General features: G+C 41.2%; 20 protein-coding genes. 16 read left to right on the top strand and 4 right to left on the bottom strand.

The genetic code is table 11. The annotated features are described in order from the left end of the window. The first annotated feature begins 82 nt into the window (after positions 1-82). Genes KQP93_RS08135 through tcdA form a run of 7 tightly spaced genes read left to right on the top strand, consistent with a single transcriptional unit; the run spans position 83 to position 7,417 of the window. Positions 83-2,236 carry a DNA internalization-related competence protein ComEC/Rec2 gene (locus tag KQP93_RS08135; RefSeq protein ID WP_217876613.1) on the top strand — a complete coding sequence of 718 codons (2,154 nt, stop codon included), beginning with the start codon at positions 83-85 and terminating at the stop codon, positions 2,234-2,236. A 59-nt stretch (positions 2,237-2,295) separates the two neighbouring features. After that, entirely contained in the window at positions 2,296-4,038 is a 1,743-nt protein-coding gene (msbA, locus tag KQP93_RS08140) for a lipid A export permease/ATP-binding protein MsbA (RefSeq protein ID WP_217876614.1), read from the top strand. After that, positions 4,038-5,015, top strand: a complete 978-nt coding sequence (lpxK, locus tag KQP93_RS08145) for a tetraacyldisaccharide 4'-kinase (RefSeq protein WP_217876615.1) — start codon at positions 4,038-4,040, stop codon at positions 5,013-5,015. The genes msbA and lpxK overlap by 1 nt, the downstream gene beginning before the upstream one ends. Then, positions 5,005-5,202 (top strand): Trm112 family protein, encoded by a 198-nt coding sequence (locus KQP93_RS08150; RefSeq protein ID WP_036968654.1) that lies wholly within the window; start codon positions 5,005-5,007, stop codon positions 5,200-5,202. The genes lpxK and KQP93_RS08150 overlap by 11 nt, the downstream gene beginning before the upstream one ends. Beyond that, positions 5,190-5,945, top strand: coding sequence for a 3-deoxy-manno-octulosonate cytidylyltransferase (gene kdsB / locus KQP93_RS08155; RefSeq protein ID WP_217876616.1), 756 nt, complete (start codon positions 5,190-5,192; stop codon positions 5,943-5,945). The genes KQP93_RS08150 and kdsB overlap by 13 nt, the downstream gene beginning before the upstream one ends. A gap of 2 nt (positions 5,946-5,947) precedes the next feature. Further along, the gene (locus KQP93_RS08160) at positions 5,948-6,622 is read left to right on the top strand and encodes a TIGR01621 family pseudouridine synthase (protein WP_217876617.1); all 675 of its coding nucleotides are present in this window, start codon (positions 5,948-5,950) and stop codon (positions 6,620-6,622) included. Beyond that, positions 6,623-7,417: a tRNA cyclic N6-threonylcarbamoyladenosine(37) synthase TcdA gene (tcdA, locus tag KQP93_RS08165; protein WP_054561573.1), complete on the top strand. Its 795-nt coding sequence runs from the start codon at positions 6,623-6,625 to the stop codon at positions 7,415-7,417. Between the two features lie 3 nt (positions 7,418-7,420). Here the strand turns inward: tcdA and KQP93_RS08170 are convergent, their stop codons facing one another. From KQP93_RS08170 to KQP93_RS08180, 3 genes are all read right to left on the bottom strand, one after another. After that, a complete protein-coding gene (locus KQP93_RS08170; protein WP_054551375.1) occupies positions 7,421-7,834 on the bottom strand; it encodes a SufE family protein in 414 nt (137 codons plus the stop codon). Between the two features lie 13 nt (positions 7,835-7,847). Next, the gene (locus tag KQP93_RS08175) at positions 7,848-9,062 is read right to left on the bottom strand and encodes an aminotransferase class V-fold PLP-dependent enzyme (RefSeq protein ID WP_217876618.1); all 1,215 of its coding nucleotides are present in this window, start codon (positions 9,060-9,062) and stop codon (positions 7,848-7,850) included. A 111-nt stretch (positions 9,063-9,173) separates the two neighbouring features. Continuing rightward, positions 9,174-10,460: a citrate synthase gene (locus tag KQP93_RS08180; protein WP_054551373.1), complete on the bottom strand. Its 1,287-nt coding sequence runs from the start codon at positions 10,458-10,460 to the stop codon at positions 9,174-9,176. A 409-nt stretch (positions 10,461-10,869) separates the two neighbouring features. Between KQP93_RS08180 and sdhC the strand changes: the two genes are divergently transcribed. From sdhC to argA, 9 genes are all read left to right on the top strand, one after another. After that, a complete protein-coding gene (gene sdhC, locus KQP93_RS08185) occupies positions 10,870-11,247 on the top strand; it encodes a succinate dehydrogenase, cytochrome b556 subunit (protein ID WP_082401567.1) in 378 nt (125 codons plus the stop codon). Further along, positions 11,238-11,585 (top strand): succinate dehydrogenase, hydrophobic membrane anchor protein, encoded by a 348-nt coding sequence (gene sdhD, locus KQP93_RS08190; RefSeq protein ID WP_054551371.1) that lies wholly within the window; start codon positions 11,238-11,240, stop codon positions 11,583-11,585. Before sdhC ends, sdhD begins: the two co-directional genes overlap by 10 nt. Next, positions 11,586-13,358, top strand: coding sequence for a succinate dehydrogenase flavoprotein subunit (sdhA, locus tag KQP93_RS08195; protein WP_217876619.1), 1,773 nt, complete (start codon positions 11,586-11,588; stop codon positions 13,356-13,358). 10 nt (positions 13,359-13,368) lie between these two features. Then, a complete protein-coding gene (locus KQP93_RS08200; RefSeq protein WP_217876620.1) occupies positions 13,369-14,085 on the top strand; it encodes a succinate dehydrogenase iron-sulfur subunit in 717 nt (238 codons plus the stop codon). 84 nt (positions 14,086-14,169) lie between these two features. Next, positions 14,170-16,989 carry a 2-oxoglutarate dehydrogenase E1 component gene (locus KQP93_RS08205; protein ID WP_217876621.1) on the top strand — a complete coding sequence of 940 codons (2,820 nt, stop codon included), beginning with the start codon at positions 14,170-14,172 and terminating at the stop codon, positions 16,987-16,989. Between the two features lie 3 nt (positions 16,990-16,992). After that, positions 16,993-18,504, top strand: coding sequence for a 2-oxoglutarate dehydrogenase complex dihydrolipoyllysine-residue succinyltransferase (gene odhB, locus KQP93_RS08210; RefSeq protein WP_217876622.1), 1,512 nt, complete (start codon positions 16,993-16,995; stop codon positions 18,502-18,504). 177 nt (positions 18,505-18,681) lie between these two features. Then, positions 18,682-19,848, top strand: coding sequence for an ADP-forming succinate--CoA ligase subunit beta (sucC, locus tag KQP93_RS08215; RefSeq protein ID WP_054561566.1), 1,167 nt, complete (start codon positions 18,682-18,684; stop codon positions 19,846-19,848). After that, positions 19,848-20,720: a succinate--CoA ligase subunit alpha gene (sucD, locus tag KQP93_RS08220; protein WP_217876623.1), complete on the top strand. Its 873-nt coding sequence runs from the start codon at positions 19,848-19,850 to the stop codon at positions 20,718-20,720. The genes sucC and sucD overlap by 1 nt, the downstream gene beginning before the upstream one ends. 192 nt (positions 20,721-20,912) lie before the next feature. Further along, positions 20,913-22,253 carry an amino-acid N-acetyltransferase gene (gene argA, locus KQP93_RS08225; protein WP_217876624.1) on the top strand — a complete coding sequence of 447 codons (1,341 nt, stop codon included), beginning with the start codon at positions 20,913-20,915 and terminating at the stop codon, positions 22,251-22,253. Between the two features lie 77 nt (positions 22,254-22,330). On the opposite strand, the gene KQP93_RS08230 is transcribed toward argA, so the two are convergent. Then, positions 22,331-23,401: a DUF3083 family protein gene (locus KQP93_RS08230; protein WP_217876625.1), complete on the bottom strand. Its 1,071-nt coding sequence runs from the start codon at positions 23,399-23,401 to the stop codon at positions 22,331-22,333. Positions 23,402-23,568: the final 167 nt, after the last annotated feature.

Genomic DNA, 23,568 nt, shown 5'->3' on the forward strand with positions numbered 1-23,568 from the left:
TACATCTATTTGGTTATGCAGCGGCTTTGTCATAGGCTGTTTTTTCACCCTATATACATTTGGCACTGCGGCGTTTTATATAATGAGTTTTGCTGTATTGCTAGCAGGTGCCTATTTTAAGCCTTTTTTAACTCTATTGTCAGGGTTTATTTGCGCTATTTTAGTAGTGATTTTTCATTACTTCATCTTTTACTCCATCTCTGACTGTCAAATAGATTATCAACAAAGCCGAATAGTTCGATTTCAGGTAGTTGAAACATACAGTGAACAAAGCCCTTATTACATTAAAGCAAGTCTAAAAAATATTGAATTTTGCCCTGCAAGCATGCGTCCTGCTCCTTATGCAATGTTAAGCATTACTTCAGATAAACCCGTTACTCGTGGAGTTGAATTAAGTGCAGCACTCAAACTTAAACCTTATCGGTCTGTAAAAAATTTCTACAGTTTCAATAGGGAACGACAAGCATTACTTGAGCGAGTATTTTATAAAGGTCGAAGCGTAGGAGAGATAAGCTATTTAGGTCATCATAGATATGACTCCCTGCGTATGAGTTACCGTACATATATTGAAAAAGTGACGGCAAACACCCGATTACAATGGCTTTATTATGCGCTTTTAACCGGTGACAAAAGTAAAATAAGCTATGAAGATAGAAAGCACCTGCGTGAATTAGGTTTGTCTCATCTACTTGCTATTTCAGGTCTTCATATCGGACTTATCTTTGCTGTCGGCTTTTATAGTAGTAAGTGGCTGTTAAGAGTGAGTCATTTACGTGTAAGCCAATCAATTCAATTAAATAAGTTATTTGTTTTAGTAGGGTTCAGTTGCTCATTCGTCTATGTCTACTTAAGTGATTTCATTGTGTCAGCAAGCCGAGGGCTGCTGATGTTAGGCTGTTACCTTGTTATTTATAACCTAGGGAAAAACCCAGTGCGTTGGCGTTCAATCTTGTACGCCTTGAGTGTGGTGTTGTTTATAGACCCATTTGCGCTTTTGAATCCCGGACTTTATTTTAGTTTTTTGGCCGTGACGATCATCTTTCTACTGACTAAAATGACAGTTAATTTATCACTTGGTTTTTTAAAGCGATTTGCACAGCTACTGCAAGTTCAGTGCGCTTTATTTGTCGGTTTACTGCCTCTATCCTTATATTATTTCTCAGGCACTAGCGTCATAGGTTTATTGATTAACCTTATTGCAGTGCCCTTGGTTGGTTTGCTGTTATTACCTTTGTTGATTTTTTATGGTCTGATTTCTAGCCTACTGGATATTTCAGGTTTGTTATCACTCGTTGACAGTGCACTGTATTTTAGTTATCAATTACTGCTTTCTATCCCTAATGACTGGCGTTGGTTATCGTTCAATGAGTTTAATTTTTCATTATTGATCATCAGTTACATAACACTTCTGCTGTTGTACTTTAGCCCAAATAAATATGTGTGTTTAATTCCAGTGTGCATTTATGCCGTTGATAGTGAATTACAACCAGAAGCAAAGTTTCAGTTGGATGTGTTTGATGTCGGACATGGCTTAATGGTGATGGTAAGCAGTAAAAATAAAGCGGTAATTTATGATTTAGGTCCACAGTATTTTGGTCGTTATGATTATGTACGCCGTGTATTAGTTAACAACATCACTAAACAGCAGCTATCTGTTATCGCCACAATAATAAGCCACTTAGATAACGACCATTCCGGCGGTTTAGCAAGTTGGAAAATGGTGGGCTATAAAGATACTTTAGCTACTTTTCATCCACAGGGGCTGGAACATAAGTGCAAAACAACAACGCTAAAACTTGATGAGCTTAATATCAGGAGTTTTACAGCAAAGGTAGAAAATGCGAGTCGTAATGATCAGTCGTGCTTGTTAAAAATTACGGGGGTTAATTATTCACTATTACTGACTGGAGATATATCCACAGAGGCAGAAACTAAACTTGTTGAAGAGGGGCTGGATTTACGAGCGACTATTTTAATAAGCCCCCATCATGGTAGTAATACTTCTTCAAGTTATGAATTTATAGATGCAGTAAACCCTGAAGTGGTTATCCATTCATCTGCTTACCACGGGCAATGGCACTTTCCTCATCCTGAGGTTGTAAATCGTTATAACCAACACCACATACAGCAATTATCGACGGCAGAGTATGGCCATATACGCCTAAAATTTTACGAAGATAAATATCGCTTAGAATTTGCGCGAGAGCAGGAAAGTTATTGGTTCGAACAAGATTGACGTTTTGTTTTTACCCCCTAAAGGCTACAATAGTCGAAGTCTATGAATAAGAGAGTGTTATGGATCAAACTACATCCCAAATCTATAAGCGATTAATCAGTTATGTGGGTGATTATAAGTTAATCGCGTTTTTCGCCATTGTAGGCATGATTGGCTATTCAGCCATGGATGCATTGTTTATCAATTTAATGAAGCCGTTCATTGATGAAGGTTTAAATGATCGTAACACTGATGTTTTAACTTATGCACCATTTGTTGTGATTGCATTGGTATTAGGTCGTGGCATGTTTAACTATATGTCGTCGTACTGTTTAAGTTATGTTGGCTCTCAAGTTGTAAGAACGTTGCGCCAACAATTATTCGAACATATTTTACATCTGCCGGTGTCTTTTCATGATAAGAATTCAAATGGCGATTTAATCTCTAAAATCACCTTCGATACCGAGCAGGTTCAACAGGCAATAACTAAAGCCCTGTTAATTGTTGTAAGAGAAGGGGCGTTTGTTGTTTTCTTACTTTTTAATATGTTTTATACCAGTTGGAAGCTGTCACTGATATTTTTAGTGATTATTCCGCTGGTGGCCGTGATCGTTGCCTTTGTTTCGAAACGTTTTCGTATGATTTCGAAAAAAATCCAATCTGCTATGGGTCAAGTAACTCGCAGCTCAGAGCAAATGCTATCTGGTCACAAAGTGATACATGGCTTTGGTGGTCAAAAGCAAGAGATAACGCAGTTTTCGGCTATTAATAATCATAATCGCCAGCAGCGCATTAAAATGGATGCGACCAAAGCGTTAAGTGTTTCTGTAATTCAAATATTAGCGGCAAGCGCGATGGCCGTGATTTTATGGGTTGTGTCTATGCCGTCAATGATTGATACCATAAGTTCTGGCGACTTCGTATTACTTATTTCATCAATGATGATGTTACTGCGTCCACTTAAGCAACTTTCAAACGTAAATAGCGACTTACAACGTGGTATTTCTGCAGCGCAAAGTATCTTTTTAGTACTTGATGAAGAAGTAGAAAAAGACACAGGTACTTACAGCGTTGATAAAGTTACGGGAAAAATTGAAGTAAACAATGTGACCTTTAAATACCCAACGAAAGATGAGCCAGTATTAAAGAATTTATCACTTTCGATTAATGCCGGTGAAAGTATTGCGTTAGTGGGCCGTTCTGGTTCAGGTAAATCGACCATCTCAAATTTATTACCACGTTATTATGAGCTTGAAGCTGGCAGTGAAATTTTGCTTGATGGCGTCAATATCGCTGATTACAAACTGACAGACTTACGTAAGCAATTTGCACTGGTTTCGCAGCAAGTGGTTTTATTTAACGACACCATAACTAATAACATTTGCTATGGCCTCGACCGCGAATTAACAAACGAGGAGTTAATGGCGGTTGCCAAGCAAGCACATGTTTGGGAGTTTGTTAAAGACTTACCAGAAGGTTTAGATACCATGGTGGGTGAAAACGGCGTAATGTTATCAGGCGGTCAGCGTCAGCGTATAGCCATTGCCCGAGCAATATTAAAAGATGCCCCTATTTTGATACTTGATGAAGCGACATCTGCTCTCGATACTGAATCTGAAAAATTGATCCAGCAAGCACTTGATAGCTTAATGAAAGAAAAAACATCGATTGTGATAGCACACCGTTTATCAACAATAGAAAACAGTGATTGCATTTATGTCATCGACCATGGTCAAGTTATCGAAAAGGGCACACATAGCGAGCTTCTTGAAAAAGACGGTACCTATAGTGCGTTATGTAAGATGCAATTTGGTGAGCAGTAGTGAGTGTTATTGAAAAAAGCTGGTATAAAAAGCCAGGGTTACTCAGCGTTCTGCTGTTACCTTTCAGTTTGCTTTTTTGGCTTATCTCAACGCTTCGTGCTTTGTTATATAAGTTTAATATACTAAAAGCATTTAAAACGCATCTTCCTGTCATTGTTGTTGGTAACATTAGTGTCGGTGGAAACGGCAAAACGCCATTTGTTATTTGGCTTGCTGAGTACTTACAGCAGCAAGGTTTAAAAGTGGCTGTGATCAGTCGTGGTTATGGTGGTCAGTCTGATTCGTATCCTTTGTTAGTGACTGAACATACGAGTACAGCGCAAGCTGGTGACGAACCAGTACTTATTAAACGCCGCCTAGGTTGTGTTGTAATGGTTGGCCCTGACCGACAAGCCAGTATAAAAAAATTAGAGCAATATGATATCGATGTCATTATATCTGATGATGGCATGCAGCATTATAAAATGGCGCGTGATATCGAATGTTGCATTGTTGATAGTGAACGCCAATTTGGTAACGGTTTATTAATGCCTGCAGGTCCACTTCGTGAAACCAAAGCGCGCTTAAAATCGGTTGATTTAGTCATCGAAAATGGTGGCAACGCACTAAGCCGCTATGATTTAACATCAAGCCCATTTCGAACTGTGAGTAATTCAGAACTTGCCAATTCAGTTCAAGATAAAGGCCATGCAGTCAGTGCTATTGGTAATCCCAAACGCTTTGAGATAAGTCTTGAGCAGCAAGGCATAAACTTGCTATCTACTCATCATTTTCGTGATCATTATGCCTACCAAGCAAGTGACTTTAGCGATTTTGCAGATGACGCCGTATTTATGACAGAAAAAGATGCAGTTAAATGCTTTAGTTTTGCTAAACCAAATTGGTATTATTTGCCTGTTGATGCAAAACCAACAGCAGCAGTTATCGAAAAACTTAATTTATTATTAAAACAAAAAGGGATCCTCAATGGCCTTTGATACAAAATTACTTGAAATTATCGCTTGCCCAGTATGTAAAGGTAAACTACGTCTTGATAAAGAAAATCAAGAGCTTATCAGTACTGCTGCGAAACTAGCGTACCCAATCAAAGACGATATTCCGGTGCTTTTAGAAAATGAAGCCCGTGAATTAAGCCAAGAAGAGGTTGATAAGTGGAATTCGTAGTCGTTATCCCAGCTCGCTACGCATCGACACGTTTACCAGGCAAACCACTTGCTGATATTTGTGGTAAACCAATGATCCAACATGTTTATGAAAAAGCGGTTGCATCAGGTGCATCACAAGTTTATGTAGCGACTGATCATCAAACAGTGTTTGATGCAGTAAAGAAGTTTACTGATAATGTATTGATGACACGTGAAGATCACCAATCAGGCACAGAACGTTTAGCTGAAGTTGTTGAACAGTTAAAACTTGAACGTGACACTATTGTTGTGAACGTACAAGGTGATGAGCCTTTATTGGCGAGTGAAAATGTATCTCAAGTTGCCATGCTGCTTGCTGATTCTGATGCGCCAATGGCAACATTAAGCACCAGCATTGATGAGATTGACGATATATTTAATCCCAACTGTGTAAAAGTTATTAACGATGCAGACAACAATGCACTGTATTTTTCGCGTTCGCCAATCCCTTATCACCGTGATGCGATGATGAATGATGACCGAGATAAGCTAGATCTTGCTGATTTTGCGCGCCATATTGGTATTTATGCTTATCGTGCTGGCTTCATTAAGGACTACATCGAATTACCAGAATCTCGATTAGAGCTGTTAGAGTCTTTAGAGCAGCTTCGCGTACTTTATCATGGTCACAAAATTAAAATCGCAAAAGCTCTGTGTGCACCGCAAGCAGGCGTAGACACCCCTGAAGATTTAGCGCGCGTTATTGCAGTGCTTGGCAATTAAAAATGCATGATGTAAACACTGTTCATCTTCATGCCAGTGAAGATGACTTCTTTGTTTTTTATAAACCAGCAGGTGTGAGCTTTCATAGTGAACAATGTGCTGGTTTTGTCGTACTTGCTGAAGAGCTTGTTAATGAGAAGCTCTATCCGGTTCATCGGCTAGATAAAGTGACATCAGGTTTAATTATATTAGTCCGTAACAAAGAAGCCGCAGCCGAATTCACTTCGCTATTTTCTGATCATAAAATAAATAAGTTTTATCTCGCCGTGAGTGATGCTAAGCCTAAGAAAAAGCAAGGTTGGATAAAAGGGGATATGCAAAAAAGTCGTCGTGGTGCATTTAAGCTGTTAAAAAGCCAAACGAATCCTGCTATCACACGCTTTTACTCAAAAAGTATTCGACCAGGGTTACGTGCATACTTGTTAAAGCCATTCTCTGGTAAGACACATCAGCTTAGAGTCGCGATGAAAAGCTTAGGCGCTCCAATTCTTGGTGATATTACATATGCTGGTAGTCAAGACGAGCGCACAAACTTGCATGCCTATGCACTACAATTTAGCTATAAAGGGCAGCTTAAAGAATATCGATGCGATTACACTTTAGGTGCTCATCTTAATGAAGTTTTTAACTCAGACGAATTCAAAGAGTGGACAGCTCCTTGGACGTTGGATTGGTAAATGAAAGAAACAACACAAGACATCCGTTTTGGTGGCATTAAACGTTTATATGGTCATCAACAATTTGATTGGTTACAACAAGCACATTTTTGTGTCATAGGTATTGGTGGCGTAGGTAGCTGGGCTGCTGAAGCATTGGCTCGAACGGGTGTTGGGCAACTAACTCTCATTGATTTAGATGATATTTGTGCAACCAATGTTAATCGTCAAATTCATGCTTTAACTGGTACTGTAGGCGAAGCAAAAGTAGAAGCGATGAAAACACGTTGTGAGCTGATAAACCCAGATATAAAAATTAATGTTATTGATGATTTCATTACGTTAGATAACATTCGAGAGCATATTCAAGGTTTTGACTATGTGATTGATTGCATTGATGCTGTAAAAGAAAAAGCAGCGTTAATTGCGCATTGTAAACGTATAAAGTTACCGGTTATAACAACCGGGGGCGCAGGCGGGCAGACAGACCCTAGTCAAATCAGTTTTGGTGACGTTGCAAAGACAACCCATGATCCATTGCTTGCAAAAGTACGTTATATTTTGCGAAAACAGTACAACTTTAGTAGCAATCCGAAGCGAAAATTTAACGTCGATTGTGTTTATTCTACAGAGCAGCTTGTATATCCAACCTCTGAAGGTGAGGTTTGCCAAGCAAAACAAGGTGCAGATGGTTCAATGAATATGGACTGTAATAATGGTTTTGGCTCTGCAACCATGGTGACAGGCAGCTTTGGCTTTTTTGTTGCAGCCAAAGCGATTAGAAAATACCTAGATAAAAAACAGCGTAGTTTATAAAACTTATTGTTTTTGTTCAGCCATGGTTTGAATTTTATCAACCATGGCTTTAATACCATTACCACGAGAAGGGCTCAAATGACTAATTAGACCGAGTCGTTCAAATTCATCATAGGCATTTATTTGCGCTGCTTGCTCCGGTGTAAGACCATTGTATAAGGCTAAAATTAAAGCCAATAGTCCTTTAACGATGCGAGTATCTGAATCGCCCGCTAAAACCAGGCTGTTTTCTGTATGATCAAAGTCGATATATAGCCAAACTTTACTTTCACAGCCTTTAACTAGGGCATCATCTACTTTGAGTACTTCAGGCATAACAGGTAATTGCTTACCTAAGAGCATTATTTGGCGATATTTTTGCTGCCAGCCAGCAGCTGTTTCAATGTTTTTACTAACGGCTTCAAACGCTGAATTCATAACTTATCCAAAATTAATCTAATAACTCAATACTGCTTTTAACAGCACTGATAAAGGCGTCTACATCAGCTTTAGTGTTATATAATGCGAAACTTGCTCTTACAGTCCCTGGTATACCTAAATGGTTCATTATAGGTTGCGTACAATGATGGCCACTACGCACGGCAACGCCAAATCCATCAAGTAGGGTGGCTAAATCAAACGGATGTTCATCGCGATAATTAAAACTAATGTTACCGATGTTATCTGTTTGGTTTGAATAGATATTAATACCATCGATAGCTGATAATTGTTTTATCGCATAGTCAAAAACTGTATGCTCATGTTGACGCATTTGCTGAAAATCTAATGATGTTAAATAATTTATTGCCTCACTAAAGGCAATTACACCTGCAATATTGGGTGTTCCTGCTTCAAATTTACCCGGTGCATCACGAAAAGTGCTTTGTGTTAGACTCACTGTTTCGATCATTTCGCCACCAGTTTGATAAACATCAAGCGAATTTAACAGCTCAAACCGGCCATATAAACCACCTAAACCTGTCGGGCCGAGCATTTTATGGGCAGAAAACACGTAAAAATCACAGGAAATTTCTTGTAAATTAGGGCGTAAATGCATTGCTGCCTGTGCACCATCTACAACAGAAATAGCATTAATGGCTTTACATGCGCTAATGATCGGCGCTAAATCAGTGATATTACCAAGGGTATTTGATGCATGGGTAACAGCCACGATTTTAGGTTGGTACAGCTTTATAAAGTCTTTGTACTTTTCACTATCAATGACCAAACCGTCTTCAATAGGCAATATAACAAGTTCTGCACCAGTACGCTGTGCCAGTTGTTGCCATGGGACTATGTTGGCGTGATGCTCAATGGCTGATATGGCAATCTTATCGCAAGAGTTTATTCGAGATGCTAAGCCATTTGCGATTAAATTAATCGATTCGGTTGCCCCTTTGGTCCACACTATCTCATTACTTTTTACAGAGAAATAATCTGCGAGTAGCGTTCGGGTATGTTCATATTGGCGTGTCGCGTTTTCACTGAGTGTATGGCGGCCGCGGTGCACATTGGCGTTCTCTTTGCTATAAAAACGGCTAAGGGCATCAATAACTGCCTGTGGTTTTTGCGAGGTAGCTGCTGAGTCTAAATACACCAAAGGCTGCTCATTGACTGTTTCATTCAGTATTGGAAAGTCAGCACGGATTTTTGTGATATCGAACATGAAAGGCCTTAAGCTACAAGAATGCGACGATTTTAATTACTTTGCACAAATAGACAAGTGCAGGGCAACAAAAAAGGCCGCATAGCGGCCTTTTTTAAACGCAAATTCGTATTAACGCTTGTCTGTTGGTACGTAATCGCGTGAAGTTTCACCAGTGTATAACTGACGAGGACGGCTGATCTTGTGACCAGGTTGAGAAAGCATCTCATCCCAGTGAGAGATCCAACCAACAGTACGTGACATTGCAAAGATTACAGTGAACATGCTTGTTGGAATACCGATTGCTTTTAAGATGATACCTGAGTAGAAATCTACGTTAGGGTAAAGTTTCTTCTCAACGAAGTATGGGTCTTCAAGTGCAATTTGCTCAAGCTTCATAGCGATATCAAGAAGTGGATCTTGAATGTTTAGCTCAGCAAGTACTTCGTGACATGTTTGACGCATTACTGTCGCACGTGGGTCGAAGTTTTTGTATACACGGTGACCAAAGCCCATAAGACGGAAAGGATCAGACTTATCTTTCGCTTTAGCAACGTACTCGTCGATACGGTCAACAGAGCCGATTTCTTCTAACATGTTAAGACATGCTTCGTTAGCACCACCGTGCGCAGGACCCCATAGCGATGCGATACCAGCAGCGATACACGCGTAAGGGTTAGCACCTGAAGAACCCGCTAGACGAACAGTTGACGTTGATGCGTTTTGCTCGTGGTCAGCGTGAAGCATGAAGATTTTGTCCATTGCCTTAGCAAGAACAGGGCTTACTTTGTATTCTTCAGCTGGTACTGAGAACATCATGTGTAAGAAGTTTTCAGCGAAGCTTAAGTCGTTACGTGGGTAAACAAACGGTTGACCTACATTGTATTTGTAAGCCATCGCAGCGATAGTTGGTAATTTAGCAACTAGCTTGATTGCGCTTGTTTTACGTTGTGTTGCGTCAGTGATGTCTAAATCTTCGTGGTAGAAAGAAGAAAGAGCACCTACAACACCACACAGCATTGCCATTGGGTGAGCGTCAAAGCGGAAACCTTGGAAGAAGTTTGCGATTTTAGTATCAAGCATTGTGTTGTGCGTGATTTCTTGAGCAAACGCTTCGTATTGTTCTTTAGTCGGTAATTCGCCGTTTAATAGTAAGTAGCAAAGCTCGATGTAGTTTGATTCATCAGCTAATTGCTCGATTGGGTAACCACGGTGTAATAAAACACCTTTGCCGCCATCGATGTAAGTGATTGAAGATTCACAAGAACCGGTCGACATGAAACCTGGGTCGTAAGTGAAGTGACCGTGTGAACCTAACGTACGTACGTCGATTACGTCTTGGCCAGCAGTGCCTTGGTAAATTGGAAGTTCGATTGGATCAAGACCATCAATATGGACCGTGGCTTTCTTATCCGCCATCTATTTATCTCCTATTAAGATAACAACTCTGATTGTTATGTTCTGAATCTGTTTAAGCACATTCTTTTCATTTTAACGTGAAAGAGGGGTATAAAGTCAATTTTTATAAACATTATGCACAAATGGATAATAAATATTCTGCCAGGATTAAATATTATACTATTGGCTAATTCGCAAACGTCTCTAACTAAACAAGAATTGTAAAAAGGCCTTTGGCTATATATACTATCCAAGGTTTTATACCGTATTGTCTGTAGGTAAACTTTATTTTTACATTTGAGTTTTGCATAAGTGTGAACTTTTTGTGTATCAACACGGTTTACTTAGATAGTTCCATCGAAATTCATTTTGATGGGTTTTAGAAAAACAAGTAGATGAGCTCCTTAGTGGGCAAGATGGGCAAGTAACTGTGAAAAAGCAAAGACCTGTAAATCTAGATCTAACAACTATATCTATGCCGGCAACGGCTAAAGCATCAATTTTTCACCGCGTCACCGGTGTTGCATTATTTTTTGCTTTAACGTTTGTCATTTGGGCTTGGTCTGAGTCTCTTTCTTCTGCAGAAGGTTTTGAATTCGTCAAGGGTCTGTTCAGCGGATTCATTGCCAAATTCATAGCATGGGGCACCATTTCTGTATTGGCGTATCACTTAATCGGTGGTATCCGTCATATTATTATGGACATGGGTCACTGGGAAGAACTTGAATCAGGTAACTTCAGCGCTAAAGTTGCATTAGCTTTAGGTGTTGTAGCTGCAATTCTAGCAGGAGTGTGGATATGGTTTTAAATCAAGCAACTCTTAAACGTGATGGTGTACAAGATTTCGTATCACTACGTGCAACAGCATTAATAATCAGCGCTTACGCGATTTTTATTATCGGCTATTTTTTATGTACGCCAGAAGTCACTTTCGAAGCCTGGCAAGGCCTATTCTCTAACCTAGCAATGAAAGGGTTTACCTTAATTACCCTAGTTTGCATCATGGTTCACACCCGTATCGGCCTTTGGCAAGTTCTTACTGACTATGTTAAATGCGCTAAATTACGTGCTGTTTTAGGCTTTGTATTAAACCTTATGGCTGTTGCTTACGTAGCAATTGGTCTAATCGTTTTATGGGGTGTTTAAGTGAATTATTCTGTTCGTGAATTTGACGCTGTAGTGATTGGTGCCGGTGGTGCGGGTATGCGCGCAGCACTAGCTATCACTGAATCAGGCAAAACCTGTGCACTTATCTCAAAAGTTTTCCCTACACGTTCTCACACTGTGTCTGCACAGGGTGGTATTACGGTTGCTCTGGGTAACTCACATGAAGATAACTGGGAATGGCACATGTACGATACTGTTAAAGGTTCCGATTTCATCGGTGACCAAGACGCTATCGAATATATGTGTAAAACAGGCCCAGAAGCTATTACTGAATTAGAAAACATGGGTTTACCATTTTCTCGTTTTGAAAATGGCCGTGTTTACCAACGTCCTTTCGGCGGTCAGTCGAAAAACTTTGGTGGTGAACAGGCTGCACGTACTGCAGCAGCAGCTGACCGTACTGGTCACGCGCTATTACACTGTTTATACCAACAGAACGTTAAAAACAAAACTAACGTATTCTCTGAGTGGTACGCACTTGATTTAGTTAAAAACAGCGATGGTCACGTTGTTGGTTGTACAGCAATCGACATCGAGTCTGGCGAAGTTGTTTACTTCAAATCAAAAGCTGTTGTTTTAGCAACAGGTGGTGCAGGCCGTATCTACGCATCGACAACGAATGCACACATCAATACTGGTGACGGTGTTGGTATGGCTACACGTGCTGGTGTTGCAATGCAAGATATGGAAATGTGGCAGTTCCACCCAACAGGTATCGCCGGTGCCGGTGTACTTGTAACTGAAGGTTGTCGTGGTGAAGGTGGTTACCTTCTAAATAAAGACGGCGAACGCTTCATGGAACGTTACGCACCAAATGCAAAAGACTTAGCGTCTCGTGACGTTGTTGCTCGTTCAATGATGACTGAGATCCGTGAAGGTCGTGGTTGCGATGGTCCTTACGGTCCACACATCAAGCTTAAGCTTGACCACTTAGGTGAAGAAACTCTTAACCTACGTCTTCCAGGCGTATGTGACCTTGCGAAAACGTTCGCACACGTTGATCCAGCTAAAGAACCAATTCCAGTTATCCCAACATGTCACTACATGATGGGTGGTGTTCCAACTAACGTAAATGGTCAAGCATTACAAATTGATGCAAACGGCCAAGAGAAAGTAGTTGAAGGTTTATTCGCTGTTGGTGAGATTGCATGTGTATCTGTACACGGTGCTAACCGCCTAGGTGGTAACTCGCTACTTGACTTAGTTGTATTCGGCCGCGCAGCTGGTAACTTCTTAGGTAAGTACCTTAACGGTGTTGAAGCAGGTAAAGATGCGTCTGAATCAGACCTTGAAGCATCACTTGCACGCTTTAATCGTTGGGAAAGCTCTAAAGTTGGCCAAGGTGAAGACCCAGTACAAATCAAGAAAGACTTACAAATGTGTATGCAACTTAACTTCTCGGTATTCCGTGAAGGTGATGCAATGGCAACGGGTCTTAAAGAGCTTAAAGAAATTCGTGAACGTCTTCAGTACGCTCGTCTTGACGACAAGTCGACTGAGTTCAACACTGCACGTATCGAATGTCTAGAGCTTGATAACTTGATGGAAACAGCATACTCAACAGCAGTAGCTGCAAACTTCCGTACAGAAAGCCGTGGTGCTCACTCTCGTTTTGACTTCCCAGATCGTGATGACGATAACTGGCTATGTCACTCTATCTATAACCCAGTTACAGATGAAATGACAAAACGTGAAGTAAACTACGCGCCAAAACTGCGTGAAGCTTTCCCACCTAAAGCACGTACATACTAGGAGCGAGACGATGGCACAAGTACAATTTTCGGTTTATCGTTACAATCCAGATGTTGATAATGCACCACGTATGCAGGACTTCTCGCTAGAAACGCAAGAAGGCCAAGATATGATGGTATTGGATGCGCTTATGCAATTAAAAGAGCAAGATCCAACATTATCATTCCGTCGTTCATGCCGTGAAGGTGTGTGTGGTTCAGACGGTATCAACATGAATGGTAAAAACGGTTTAGCGTGTATTACTCCTTTATCAACGCTACTTAAAGGTGGCAAAGGTAAAATTGTAATTCGTCCTTTACCAGGTTTACCTGTGGTACGTGACCTTGTTATTGACATGAGTCAGTTCTACACTCAATACGAAAAAGTTAAGCCTTACCTAATCAACGACACGCCTGCGGCGGGTGAGCGTCTTCAGACAATCGAAGAACGTGATAAGTTAGATGGCTTATATGAGTGTATCTTATGTGCATGTTGTTCAACATCGTGTCCTTCGTTCTGGTGGAATCCAGACAAGTTCATCGGTCCTGCGGGTCTTCTTCATGCGTATCGTTTCTTGGCTGATAGCCGCGATACAGCTACTGAAGAGCGTCTTGCTGACCTTGACGATGCGTTCAGCGTGTTCCGTTGTCACAGTATCATGAACTGTGTTAGCGTGTGTCCAAAAGGTCTTAACCCGACCAAAGCAATTGGACAAATCAAATCAATGCTTTTAAACCGCGCTGTTTAAAGCTTGAATATGTAAGGTGGTTAAGTGATTAACCACCTTGTTTTTACAACAATTAATTTCTGCGCTAAAGAAAAGGGCTTATAAATGCACGAAGGTGTGATGAAGGCATGGCTAGAATCTTCTCACTTAAACGGCGGTAACGTTGCTTACGTAGAAGAGCTTTATGAAGCGTACTTAGATGATGCGACTTCTGTGCCAGAAGAATGGCGAGAAGTGTTCGAACAGTTACCAAAAGTTGATGGTGTGGATGTTGACGTTAAACATTCAGAAGTTCGTTCACAATTTGCACAGCTTGCTAAAAACAAGCATAGAGAAGTAGTGGTAGCAGAGGGTGGCTCTGGCGATCCTAAACAGGTCAAGGTGCTACAACTTATTAATGCTTTCCGTTTCCGTGGTCACCAAAATGCCAACCTAGATCCATTAGGTATTTGGCAACGCGAACGTGTTCGTGATCTAGAACTAGAGTACCACGATTTATCTGAAGCTGATTTTGACCGTGAATTCAATGTGGGTTCGTTTGCTGTCGGTCGCGAAACCATGCCATTAGGTGAGCTATATCAAGCACTCAAAACCACGTATTGTGGGTCGGTTGGTGCTGAGTATATGCACATCACTTCAACTGAAGAAAAGCGTTGGTTACAACAACGTTTAGAATCAGTGCAATCACGTCCAACGTTCTCTAAAGAAGAAAAGCTACGTATCCTTAAAGGATTAACAGCTGCAGATGGCCTTGAAAAATACTTAGGGGCTAAGTTCCCTGGTGCAAAACGTTTCTCACTTGAAGGTGGTGACGCGTTAGTACCAATGCTTAAAGAACTAATTCATCGTGCAGGTGAAAGCGGACAAAAAGAAGCTGTTATTGGTATGGCTCACCGCGGACGCTTGAACGTACTAGTGAACGTTTTAGGTAAAAACCCATCAGAATTATTCGATGAGTTCGCTGGTAAACACAAAGAAACATTAAGCTCAGGTGACGTTAAATATCACATGGGTTATTCATCTGACTTTGCAACTAACGGTGGCAACGTGCACATGGCACTTGCATTTAACCCGTCACACTTAGAAATCGTTAACCCAGTGGTTATGGGGTCGGTACGTGCTCGTTTAGACCGTCTAGGTGATAAGTCAGGTATTAAAGCATTACCAATTACTATTCACGGTGATTCTGCAATTGCAGGTCAAGGTGTTGTACAAGAAACATTTAACTTATCGCAAACTAATGCATTTAGTTGTGGTGGTAGTATCCGTATCGTTGTTAATAACCAAGTTGGTTTCACAACGTCAAAACAAGCGGATGTACGTTCTACACCATACTGTACTGATATTGCGAAAATGGTTCAGGCACCAATTTTCCACGTTAACTCTGACGATCCTGAAGCGGTTGCATTTGTAACTCAAATCGCACTTGATTTCAGAAACCAGTTTAAACGTGATGTAGTGATTGATTTAGTATGTTATCGCCGTCATGGTCATAACGAAGCGGATGAGCCGAATGCGACTCAACCACTTATGTACCAAAAAATCAAAAAGCATCCAGTTCCTCGTCTGATTTACGCAGATCAATTACTTGCTGAAGGTTCATTCACAGAAAATGAAGTAAAAGCACTTGCTGATGATTACCGTAATGGCTTAGATAAAGGCAACTGTGTTGTTGAAGAAATTCAACTAGAGACATCGCACTCTTCTGATTGGGCTAAGTTTGTTGGTCACGATTGGGATGTTGAGTACGATGCAACAGTATCAGTTGAAAAGTTAAAAGAGCTTGGTGAGAAAGTAGCAAGCTACCCAGAAAGCCACAAAGCACAGTCGCGCGTTAAGAAAATTTACGACGACCGTAAGCTAATGGCGACAGGTGAAAAAGCACTTGATTGGGGCATGGCTGAAACACTTGCTTATGCAACGCTTGTTGATGCGGGTACAGATATCCGTTTAACAGGTCAAGATTCAGGCCGTGGTACATTCTTCCACCGCCATGCTGTTGTTCATAACCAAAAAGATGCATCAACATACTTGCCGCTGCAAAATATCAGCGAAAAGCAAGGTGCGTTTGAAGTTTATGACTCAGTTCTTTCTGAAGAAGCAGTCCTTGCATTTGAATATGGTTACGCTACAGCTGAACCTACGTCACTTGTAATGTGGGAAGCACAATTTGGTGATTTCGCTAACGGTGCACAAGTTGTATTTGACCAATTCTTAAGTTCAGGTGAGCAGAAGTGGGGCCGTTTATGTGGTCTTACATGTTTACTTCCACATGGTTATGAAGGTCAAGGTCCTGAGCATAGCTCGGCACGTTTAGAGCGTTTCTTACAGTTGTGTGCTGATCACAACATGCAAGTATGTGTTCCTTCAACACCTGCGCAAGTTTATGCAATGCTTCGTCGTCAATCGGTACGTCCACTTCGTCGTCCATTGATTGTTATGACGCCTAAGTCGCTACTTCGTCACCCGTTGGCAACATCGTCACTTGAAGAGTTATCTGAAGGTGTGTTCCACAATATGATCGATGAAATCGATGATATTGCAGCAGATAAAGTAGAACGCGTTGTATTCTGTAGCGGTAAAGTTTACTACGAGCTACTACAAGAACGTCGTAAGCAAGAATTAAATAACATTGCTATTGTTCGTGTAGAACAATTATATCCATTCCCACACGCTGAGATGGATACAATCATGCAGCGTTACCAACACGTTAAAGATTTTGTTTGGTGTCAAGAAGAGCCACAAAACCAAGGTGCATGGTATTGTTCTCAACACCACTTTGTTGACGCAATCCCAGCTGGTGCTAAATTAACTTACGCAGGTCGTAAAGCATCAGCATCACCAGCGTGTGGTTACATGTCAGTGCATAATAAAGAACAACAAGCGCTAATTGCAGATGCGCTTACTATTGAAAAGAAAGGATAAGCAATGAGCACAGAAATTAAAGTTCCTGTACTTCCTGAGTCGGTTGCTGATGCTACAGTTGCAACATGGCACGTAAGTGTTGGCGACAAAGTAAGCCGCGACCAAAACTTAGTTGATATCGAAACAGATAAAGTTGTTTTAGAAGTTGTTGCACCAAATGACGGTGTAATCACTGAAATTTCACAAGAAGAAGGTGCAACGGTACTTGGCGAACAAGTAATTGCATTACTTGGTGATGCAGATGCTGCACCAGCAAGTGACGACTCTGCTCAAGAATCTGCACCAGCTAAATCAGAAGACGCGCCAGCGGCGCAATCAGCACCAGCATCAGAAGGTAAAGAAGTGGACATTAAAGTACCTGTACTTCCAGAATCAGTCGCAGACGCGACAATTGCTACTTGGCACGTTCAACCAGGTGAAGCGGTAACTCGCGACCAAAACCTTGTTGACATCGAAACTGATAAAGTTGTTCTTGAAGTTGTTGCTCAAGAAGACGGTATCATGGGTGAGCACATTCACGCTGAAGGCGAAACAGTACTTGGTGAGCAAGTAATTGGTACAGTTAAAGCGGGTGCAGCACCGGCAGCCGCAGCTCCTAAAGCTGAAGCAGCACCAGCAAGCGAATCAAATGACAGCTCTGACGTATTAACGCCGTCAGTTCGTCGTTTAATCGCTGAGAAAGGCCTTGATGCATCAAAAATCAAAGGTACTGGCAAAAATGGCCGTGTAACCAAAGAAGATGTTGATACATTCTTAAAAGCACCGGCAGCAGCTCCTAAAGCAGAAGCAGCAGCGCCAGCAGCACCTATGGGTGACCGTACACAAAAACGTGTTCCTATGACTCGTTTACGTAAAACAATCGCTAATCGTCTTCTTGAAGCGAAAAACTCAACTGCAATGTTAACGACTTTCAACGAAGTTAACATGAAGCCAATCATGGACCTTCGTAAGCAGTACCAAGAAGTATTCGAAAAGCGTCACGGTATCCGTTTAGGCTTCATGTCTTTCTACGTGAAAGCAGTTACTGAAGCACTTAAGCGTTTCCCTGAAGTAAATGCGTCTATCGACGGTGATGATATTGTTTATCACAACTACTTCGACATCAGCATCGCGGTTTCTACACCTCGTGGTCTTGTTACTCCAGTTCTTAAAGACTGTGACAAGCTATCAGTTGCTGAAATCGAAAAAGGTATCCGTGAGCTAGCGCTTAAAGGTCGTGACGGTAAATTATCACTTGATGATATGACAGGTGGTAACTTCACTATCACTAACGGTGGTGTATTCGGTTCATTACTATCTACACCAATCATCAACTTACCACAGTCTTCAATCTTAGGTATGCACAAAATCCAAGAGCGTCCTATGGCTGTAAATGGTAAAGTTGAAATCTTACCTATGATGTACTTAGCGTTATCTTATGATCACCGCCAAATCGATGGTAAAGAATCAGTAGGTTTCTTAGTAACAATTAAAGAGTTACTTGAAGATCCGACTCGTTTACTACTAGATGTTTAATCTGGTTGTATGAAAACTAAGCTGTGAACCTCGTTCACAGCTTTTTTTTTGCGCCTTTGGTCTAACTGGGGTTTTCATGTGGAGCCTTGGGATTTATACTAAGTGCGCAATTTGGGATAGCTGTTTATTTTGCATAAATATTCAGCTCTTTTAGTATAAAAAATTGGATAAAGCATCATGAATTTGCATGAGTATCAGGCAAAACAACTTTTTGCCGAATATGGTTTACCAGTTTCTCAAGGTTTCGCTTGCGATACACCTGAAGAAGCTGCAGCAGCTGCTGAGAAAATCGGCGGTGATATGTGGGTTGTTAAAACACAGGTTCACGCAGGTGGCCGTGGTAAAGCTGGCGGTGTTAAGCTAGTTAAAACAACTGACGAAGTTAAAGAGTTCGCTGCGAACTGGTTAGGTAAAAACTTAGTTACTTACCAAACAGACGAAAATGGTCAGCCAGTATCAAAAATTCTTGTTGAAAGCTGCACTGACATCGCTAACGAATTATACCTTGGCGCTGTAGTAGATCGTGCTTCTCGTAAAGTTGTTTTCATGGCATCTACTGAAGGTGGTGTTGAAATCGAGCAAGTTGCAGAAGAAACTCCAGAACTAATTCACAAAGCTGAGATCGACCCACTAGTTGGTCCTCAAGCTTACCAAGCTCGCGAGTTAGGTTTCAAACTAGGTTTAAACCCTACTCAAATGAAACAGTTCGTTAAGATCTTCATGGGTCTTGCTAACATGTTCAACGATTTCGATTTCGCACTATTAGAAATCAACCCGCTAGTAATCACAGACGAAGGTAACCTTCACTGTCTAGACGGTAAAATCGGTGTAGATGGTAACGCGCTTTACCGTCAACCTAAAATCCGTGAAATGCACGATCCTTCACAAGAAGATGCGCGTGAAGCTCACGCAGCAAGCTTCGAGCTTAACTACGTTGCACTAGACGGTAACGTTGGTTGTATGGTTAACGGTGCAGGCCTAGCGATGGGTACTATGGACATCGTAAACCTACACGGTGGCAAGCCAGCTAACTTCCTAGATGTTGGTGGCGGTGCAACTAAAGAGCGTGTATCTGAAGCATTCAAGATCATCTTATCTGACGACAACGTTAAAGCTGTTTTAGTTAACATCTTTGGTGGTATCGTTCGTTGTGACATGATCGCAGAAGGTATCATCGGCGCAGTTAAAGAAGTGGGTGTAAACGTTCCTGTAGTAGTACGTCTAGAAGGTACTAACGCTGAACTTGGTCGTGAAGTACTAGCTAGTTCTGACCTTAACATCATCGCTGCTGAATCACTAACAGACGCAGCTGAAAAAGTTGTTGCTGCTGCGGAGGGCAAATAATGTCTGTATTAATCAATAAAGATACAAAAGTTATCTGTCAAGGTTTCACAGGTGGCCAAGGTACTTTCCACTCTGAGCAAGCGCTTGAGTACGGTACACAAATGGTTGGTGGTGTAAGCCCAGGTAAAGGCGGTCAAACGCACCTTGGTCTTCCAGTATTCAACACTGTTCGTGACGCTGTTGAAGCAACTGGCGCAACTGCATCAGTTATCTACGTACCAGCACCTTTCTGTAAAGATGCAATCTTAGAAGCTATCAATGCTGGCATTGAGCTAATCGTTTGTATCACTGAAGGTATCCCAACACTAGACATGGTTGACGTTAAAGTTAAGCTTGATGAAACTGGTGTTCGTATGATCGGTCCTAACTGCCCAGGTGTTATCACTCCGGGTGAAACTAAGATCGGTATCATGCCTGGTCACATCCACAAGCCTGGTAAAGTAGGTATCGTATCGCGTTCTGGTACTTTAACTTACGAAGCGGTTAAGCAAACTACTGACGCTGGTTTCGGCCAATCAACATGTGTTGGTATCGGTGGTGACCCAATCCCTGGCACTAACTTCATCGACGTTTTAGAAATGTTCGAAAAAGACGAGCAAACTGAAGCTATCGTTATGATCGGTGAAATCGGTGGTACTGCAGAAGAAGAAGCTGCAGAATACATCAAGCACAACGTGACTAAACCTGTTGTTTCTTACATTGCGGGTGTTACTGCACCTCCAGGTAAGCGTATGGGTCACGCTGGTGCAATCATCGCAGGTGGTAAAGGTACTGCTGATGAGAAATTTGCTGCATTAGAAGCTGCTGGCGTAAAAACTGTACGTTCACTAGCTGACATCGGTAATGCACTTAAAGAGAAAACAGGCTGGTAATCAGCTCTAATCTCTTAAAAAAGGCTCGCTTATGCGGGCCTTTTTTGTATCTAACATTTTTTGTTCCCTACAAAAAATTCCAATCATAAATTAAGAATAATAATGCTTTATTTGTGAATATAAATTCTCTACACTTGTGGCTTGTATATCTGTTTTTATTAAAACACTCGACTTTAATAAGGTAAATATTACGTGCGTACCACAGAATTGGTAGATGGATTTCGCCAGTCAACCCCATACGTTAATGCTCACCGCGGTAAAACATTCGTTGTTATGCTTGGCGGAGAGGCGATCGATCAGTCTGGTTGTCGCAGCATCATCAACGATGTCGCGCTATTAACTAGTCTTGGTATTAAGATTGTTTTAGTGTTTGGTGCTCGCCCACAGTTTAACGCAGCACTTGAACAAGTTGGCATAACTAGTCAGTTTCATAATGAAATACGGGTAACTGATAATGCAACATTTGATGTAATTAAGAAAGTTGCGGGTGCAATGCAGTTTGATATAACCGCGCGTTTATCTACGTCTTTAAGTAGCACACCTATGTCTGGCTCATTTTTAAATGTGGTGAGTGGCAACTTTGTTATTGCTCAGCCTTTAGGTGTCGATGAAGGTGTTGACTATCATCATTCAGGTAGAGTGAGACGTATCGATGTTGCCGGTATTCGCCACCAGTTAGATAACAACGGAATTGTTCTGCTTGGGCCAATAGCGGCTTCTGTTACAGGTGAAAGCTTTAACTTAACTGCTGAAGAAATTGCTACGCAAGTAGCTCTTAAACTACGCGCTGATAAAATGCTTGGGTTCTGTAAAGAAGCCGGTATTTTGGATGAAAATGGTGAGGCGATTGCAGAGTTAATGCCAAATGAAGCTGAGCAGCTACTAGTAAACTATCGCAAGCAACCAGATTCATGTGTAAGCGCAACCGTATTCTTACAAGCTGCAATTGATGCGTGTCGAGGTGGCGTACATCGTTGTCATCTTGTTAGTTACAAAGAAGACGGCGCCTTATTACAAGAGTTGTTCTCGTTAGATGGTATTGGTACACAAATCGCTCCGCAAAGCTCTGAGCAATTACGAAGTGCAAGTATTGCTGATATTACCGGAATCATTAACCTTATTAGACCGCTTGAACAGCAAGGCTATTTGGTGCGCCGTTCACGTGAACAGCTAGAAATCGAAATTGAACAATTTACGGTTATTGAGCGTGATGGTCTTATTATAGCCTGTGCGGCTTTGTATCCGTTTGCAGATGAACAGGTAGGTGAATTTGCAAGTTTGGCTGTTCATCCTCAGTACCGAGATGCTGATCGCGGCAGTTATCTACTAAGGTTTATTATTAATAAGGCTAAACGTGCAGGTTATTCACATTTATTTGCTCTCACCACACGCAGCATTCACTGGTTTTTAGAGCAAAGTTTTGAAATAGTGACAGTTGATGAGCTACCTGCGAAGAAAAAAGCGCTTTATAACCATGAGCGCCGCTCAAAAGTATTGCGTCTAGATTTAACTAAGCTCAGTAATAAGAGGTGACGCATTCGTCACCTCTAATATACCCAAACCACCCCAAGGTGCGAGTTTCTGCATCTTGAGGGGGCTTGGTTATACTCTTAATATTGATAGTTAATGTGCTGATAAAAACGCACGCGTAAATCTTGGCGAGTTGGATTAAAGGCCAGCTCGTCAGTAACTTCATTTATCGCACTTTGCACTTGATTCATGAACTTACCATAACCAATGTCATGCTTGTCTTTATCGGCTGCCGCAATCACAAAATGTAAAGAATCTACAAGTTGATTTGCATCCCAGTACTGTTGTAATTGCACTTGTTCAGAGCTGCAATCAAAGGTTAACTTTTGCAGTTCAGTGTTACTTTGTGCGTTATCAATATTACTATTACGAACAATAGGGCGGGTACCGTTAGCGATAAAAGCACCGAGTGTTAAGCCGCGTTTATCACATGCACGTTTGAACGCATCAAAGATGTATTGATAAAACTGCGTATAATTCTCTTCGTTCAACATATGCTGAAATTGCGTTTTAATGGCGCGGGTAACAGGAATCGAAAACCCTGCATACGTCATTTCACTGTGTTCATTTGGTAAATGACATTGGCGAGACTGGTAACGAGGATATAAGCTACGTAATTTATAGCCATAACTTTCTTTGTGACCTTTTGCTTTAGCAAATAAATCATAAGTTAGGTGTTGGTGGTCACGAATTTTAAGAGGTGGTTGGCCGCTTAGTAGCTTTTCTTGTAGTGAGTTGATCACTCTTTGCACATTATGATGAAAACTCGCCGCATGAGCGCGAATATCTTCACCGGTCGCTAAGAATAATAAACGAATTTTTTTGCATTTTTGCTCACCATCGGCAAATACATTATGTGCTTCATGATATTGTGGGTTATAGAAAAACAAAATCTGCTTAGCGGTTTCTAAACTGTATGCCTCATCATGGTAACGAACCACGGGTAATTTATCGTTCGCGATTAGGTGTACATTATGTAATTCATATTCATCACATAGTGCAAATAACTCCCTTGCAAGACGCTTATAAGCACAGCTCACATTGGTGAACTGGGCAAAAAACTCATCAGTAGGTTTAAATTCAACTAACACATACTGGTTTGCACGTGCTGAGCTTGGAATATAGACTCGATGTTGATTGAGCGAAGCCATCTTTTTTCCTTATTGGTAGTGAAACTGACGGCACTATATCGCTAGTCAATGATCATTTTATTGCGTTAGAACAATTTTTTTACCGATTTTGTCGAGTCTGTGAACTATGTATTCAACAATCGACGTAATATCTTCAATAAACATGATGCAACCACTGTATGTTAGGG

Origin of the sequence: Pseudoalteromonas shioyasakiensis (genome assembly GCF_019134595.1) — a bacterium.
GTDB classification, from domain to species: Bacteria; Pseudomonadota; Gammaproteobacteria; order Enterobacterales; family Alteromonadaceae; genus Pseudoalteromonas; species Pseudoalteromonas shioyasakiensis_A.

Excerpts from the sequence above, each read along its gene's own strand:
- msbA (WP_217876614.1), top strand. The coding sequence starts at position 2,296 with ATGGATCAAACTACATCCCAAATCTATAAGCGATTAATCAGTTATGTG.
- KQP93_RS08160 (WP_217876617.1), top strand. The coding sequence starts at position 5,948 with ATGCATGATGTAAACACTGTTCATCTTCATGCCAGTGAAGATGACTTC.
- KQP93_RS08180 (WP_054551373.1), bottom strand. The coding sequence starts at position 10,460 with ATGGCGGATAAGAAAGCCACGGTCCATATTGATGGTCTTGATCCAATC.
- KQP93_RS08200 (WP_217876620.1), top strand. The coding sequence starts at position 13,369 with ATGGCACAAGTACAATTTTCGGTTTATCGTTACAATCCAGATGTTGAT.
- KQP93_RS08205 (WP_217876621.1), top strand. The coding sequence starts at position 14,170 with ATGCACGAAGGTGTGATGAAGGCATGGCTAGAATCTTCTCACTTAAAC.
- sucC (WP_054561566.1), top strand. The coding sequence starts at position 18,682 with ATGAATTTGCATGAGTATCAGGCAAAACAACTTTTTGCCGAATATGGT.
- sucD (WP_217876623.1), top strand. The coding sequence starts at position 19,848 with ATGTCTGTATTAATCAATAAAGATACAAAAGTTATCTGTCAAGGTTTC.
- KQP93_RS08135 (WP_217876613.1), top strand. The coding sequence starts at position 83 with ATGAGTTTTGCTGTATTGCTAGCAGGTGCCTATTTTAAGCCTTTTTTA.
- KQP93_RS08175 (WP_217876618.1), bottom strand. The coding sequence starts at position 9,062 with ATGTTCGATATCACAAAAATCCGTGCTGACTTTCCAATACTGAATGAA.
- odhB (WP_217876622.1), top strand. The coding sequence starts at position 16,993 with ATGAGCACAGAAATTAAAGTTCCTGTACTTCCTGAGTCGGTTGCTGAT.
- KQP93_RS08150 (WP_036968654.1), top strand. The coding sequence starts at position 5,005 with ATGGCCTTTGATACAAAATTACTTGAAATTATCGCTTGCCCAGTATGT.
- KQP93_RS08170 (WP_054551375.1), bottom strand. The coding sequence starts at position 7,834 with ATGAATTCAGCGTTTGAAGCCGTTAGTAAAAACATTGAAACAGCTGCT.
- tcdA (WP_054561573.1), top strand. The coding sequence starts at position 6,623 with ATGAAAGAAACAACACAAGACATCCGTTTTGGTGGCATTAAACGTTTA.
- sdhD (WP_054551371.1), top strand. The coding sequence starts at position 11,238 with ATGGTTTTAAATCAAGCAACTCTTAAACGTGATGGTGTACAAGATTTC.
- KQP93_RS08230 (WP_217876625.1), bottom strand. The coding sequence starts at position 23,401 with ATGGCTTCGCTCAATCAACATCGAGTCTATATTCCAAGCTCAGCACGT.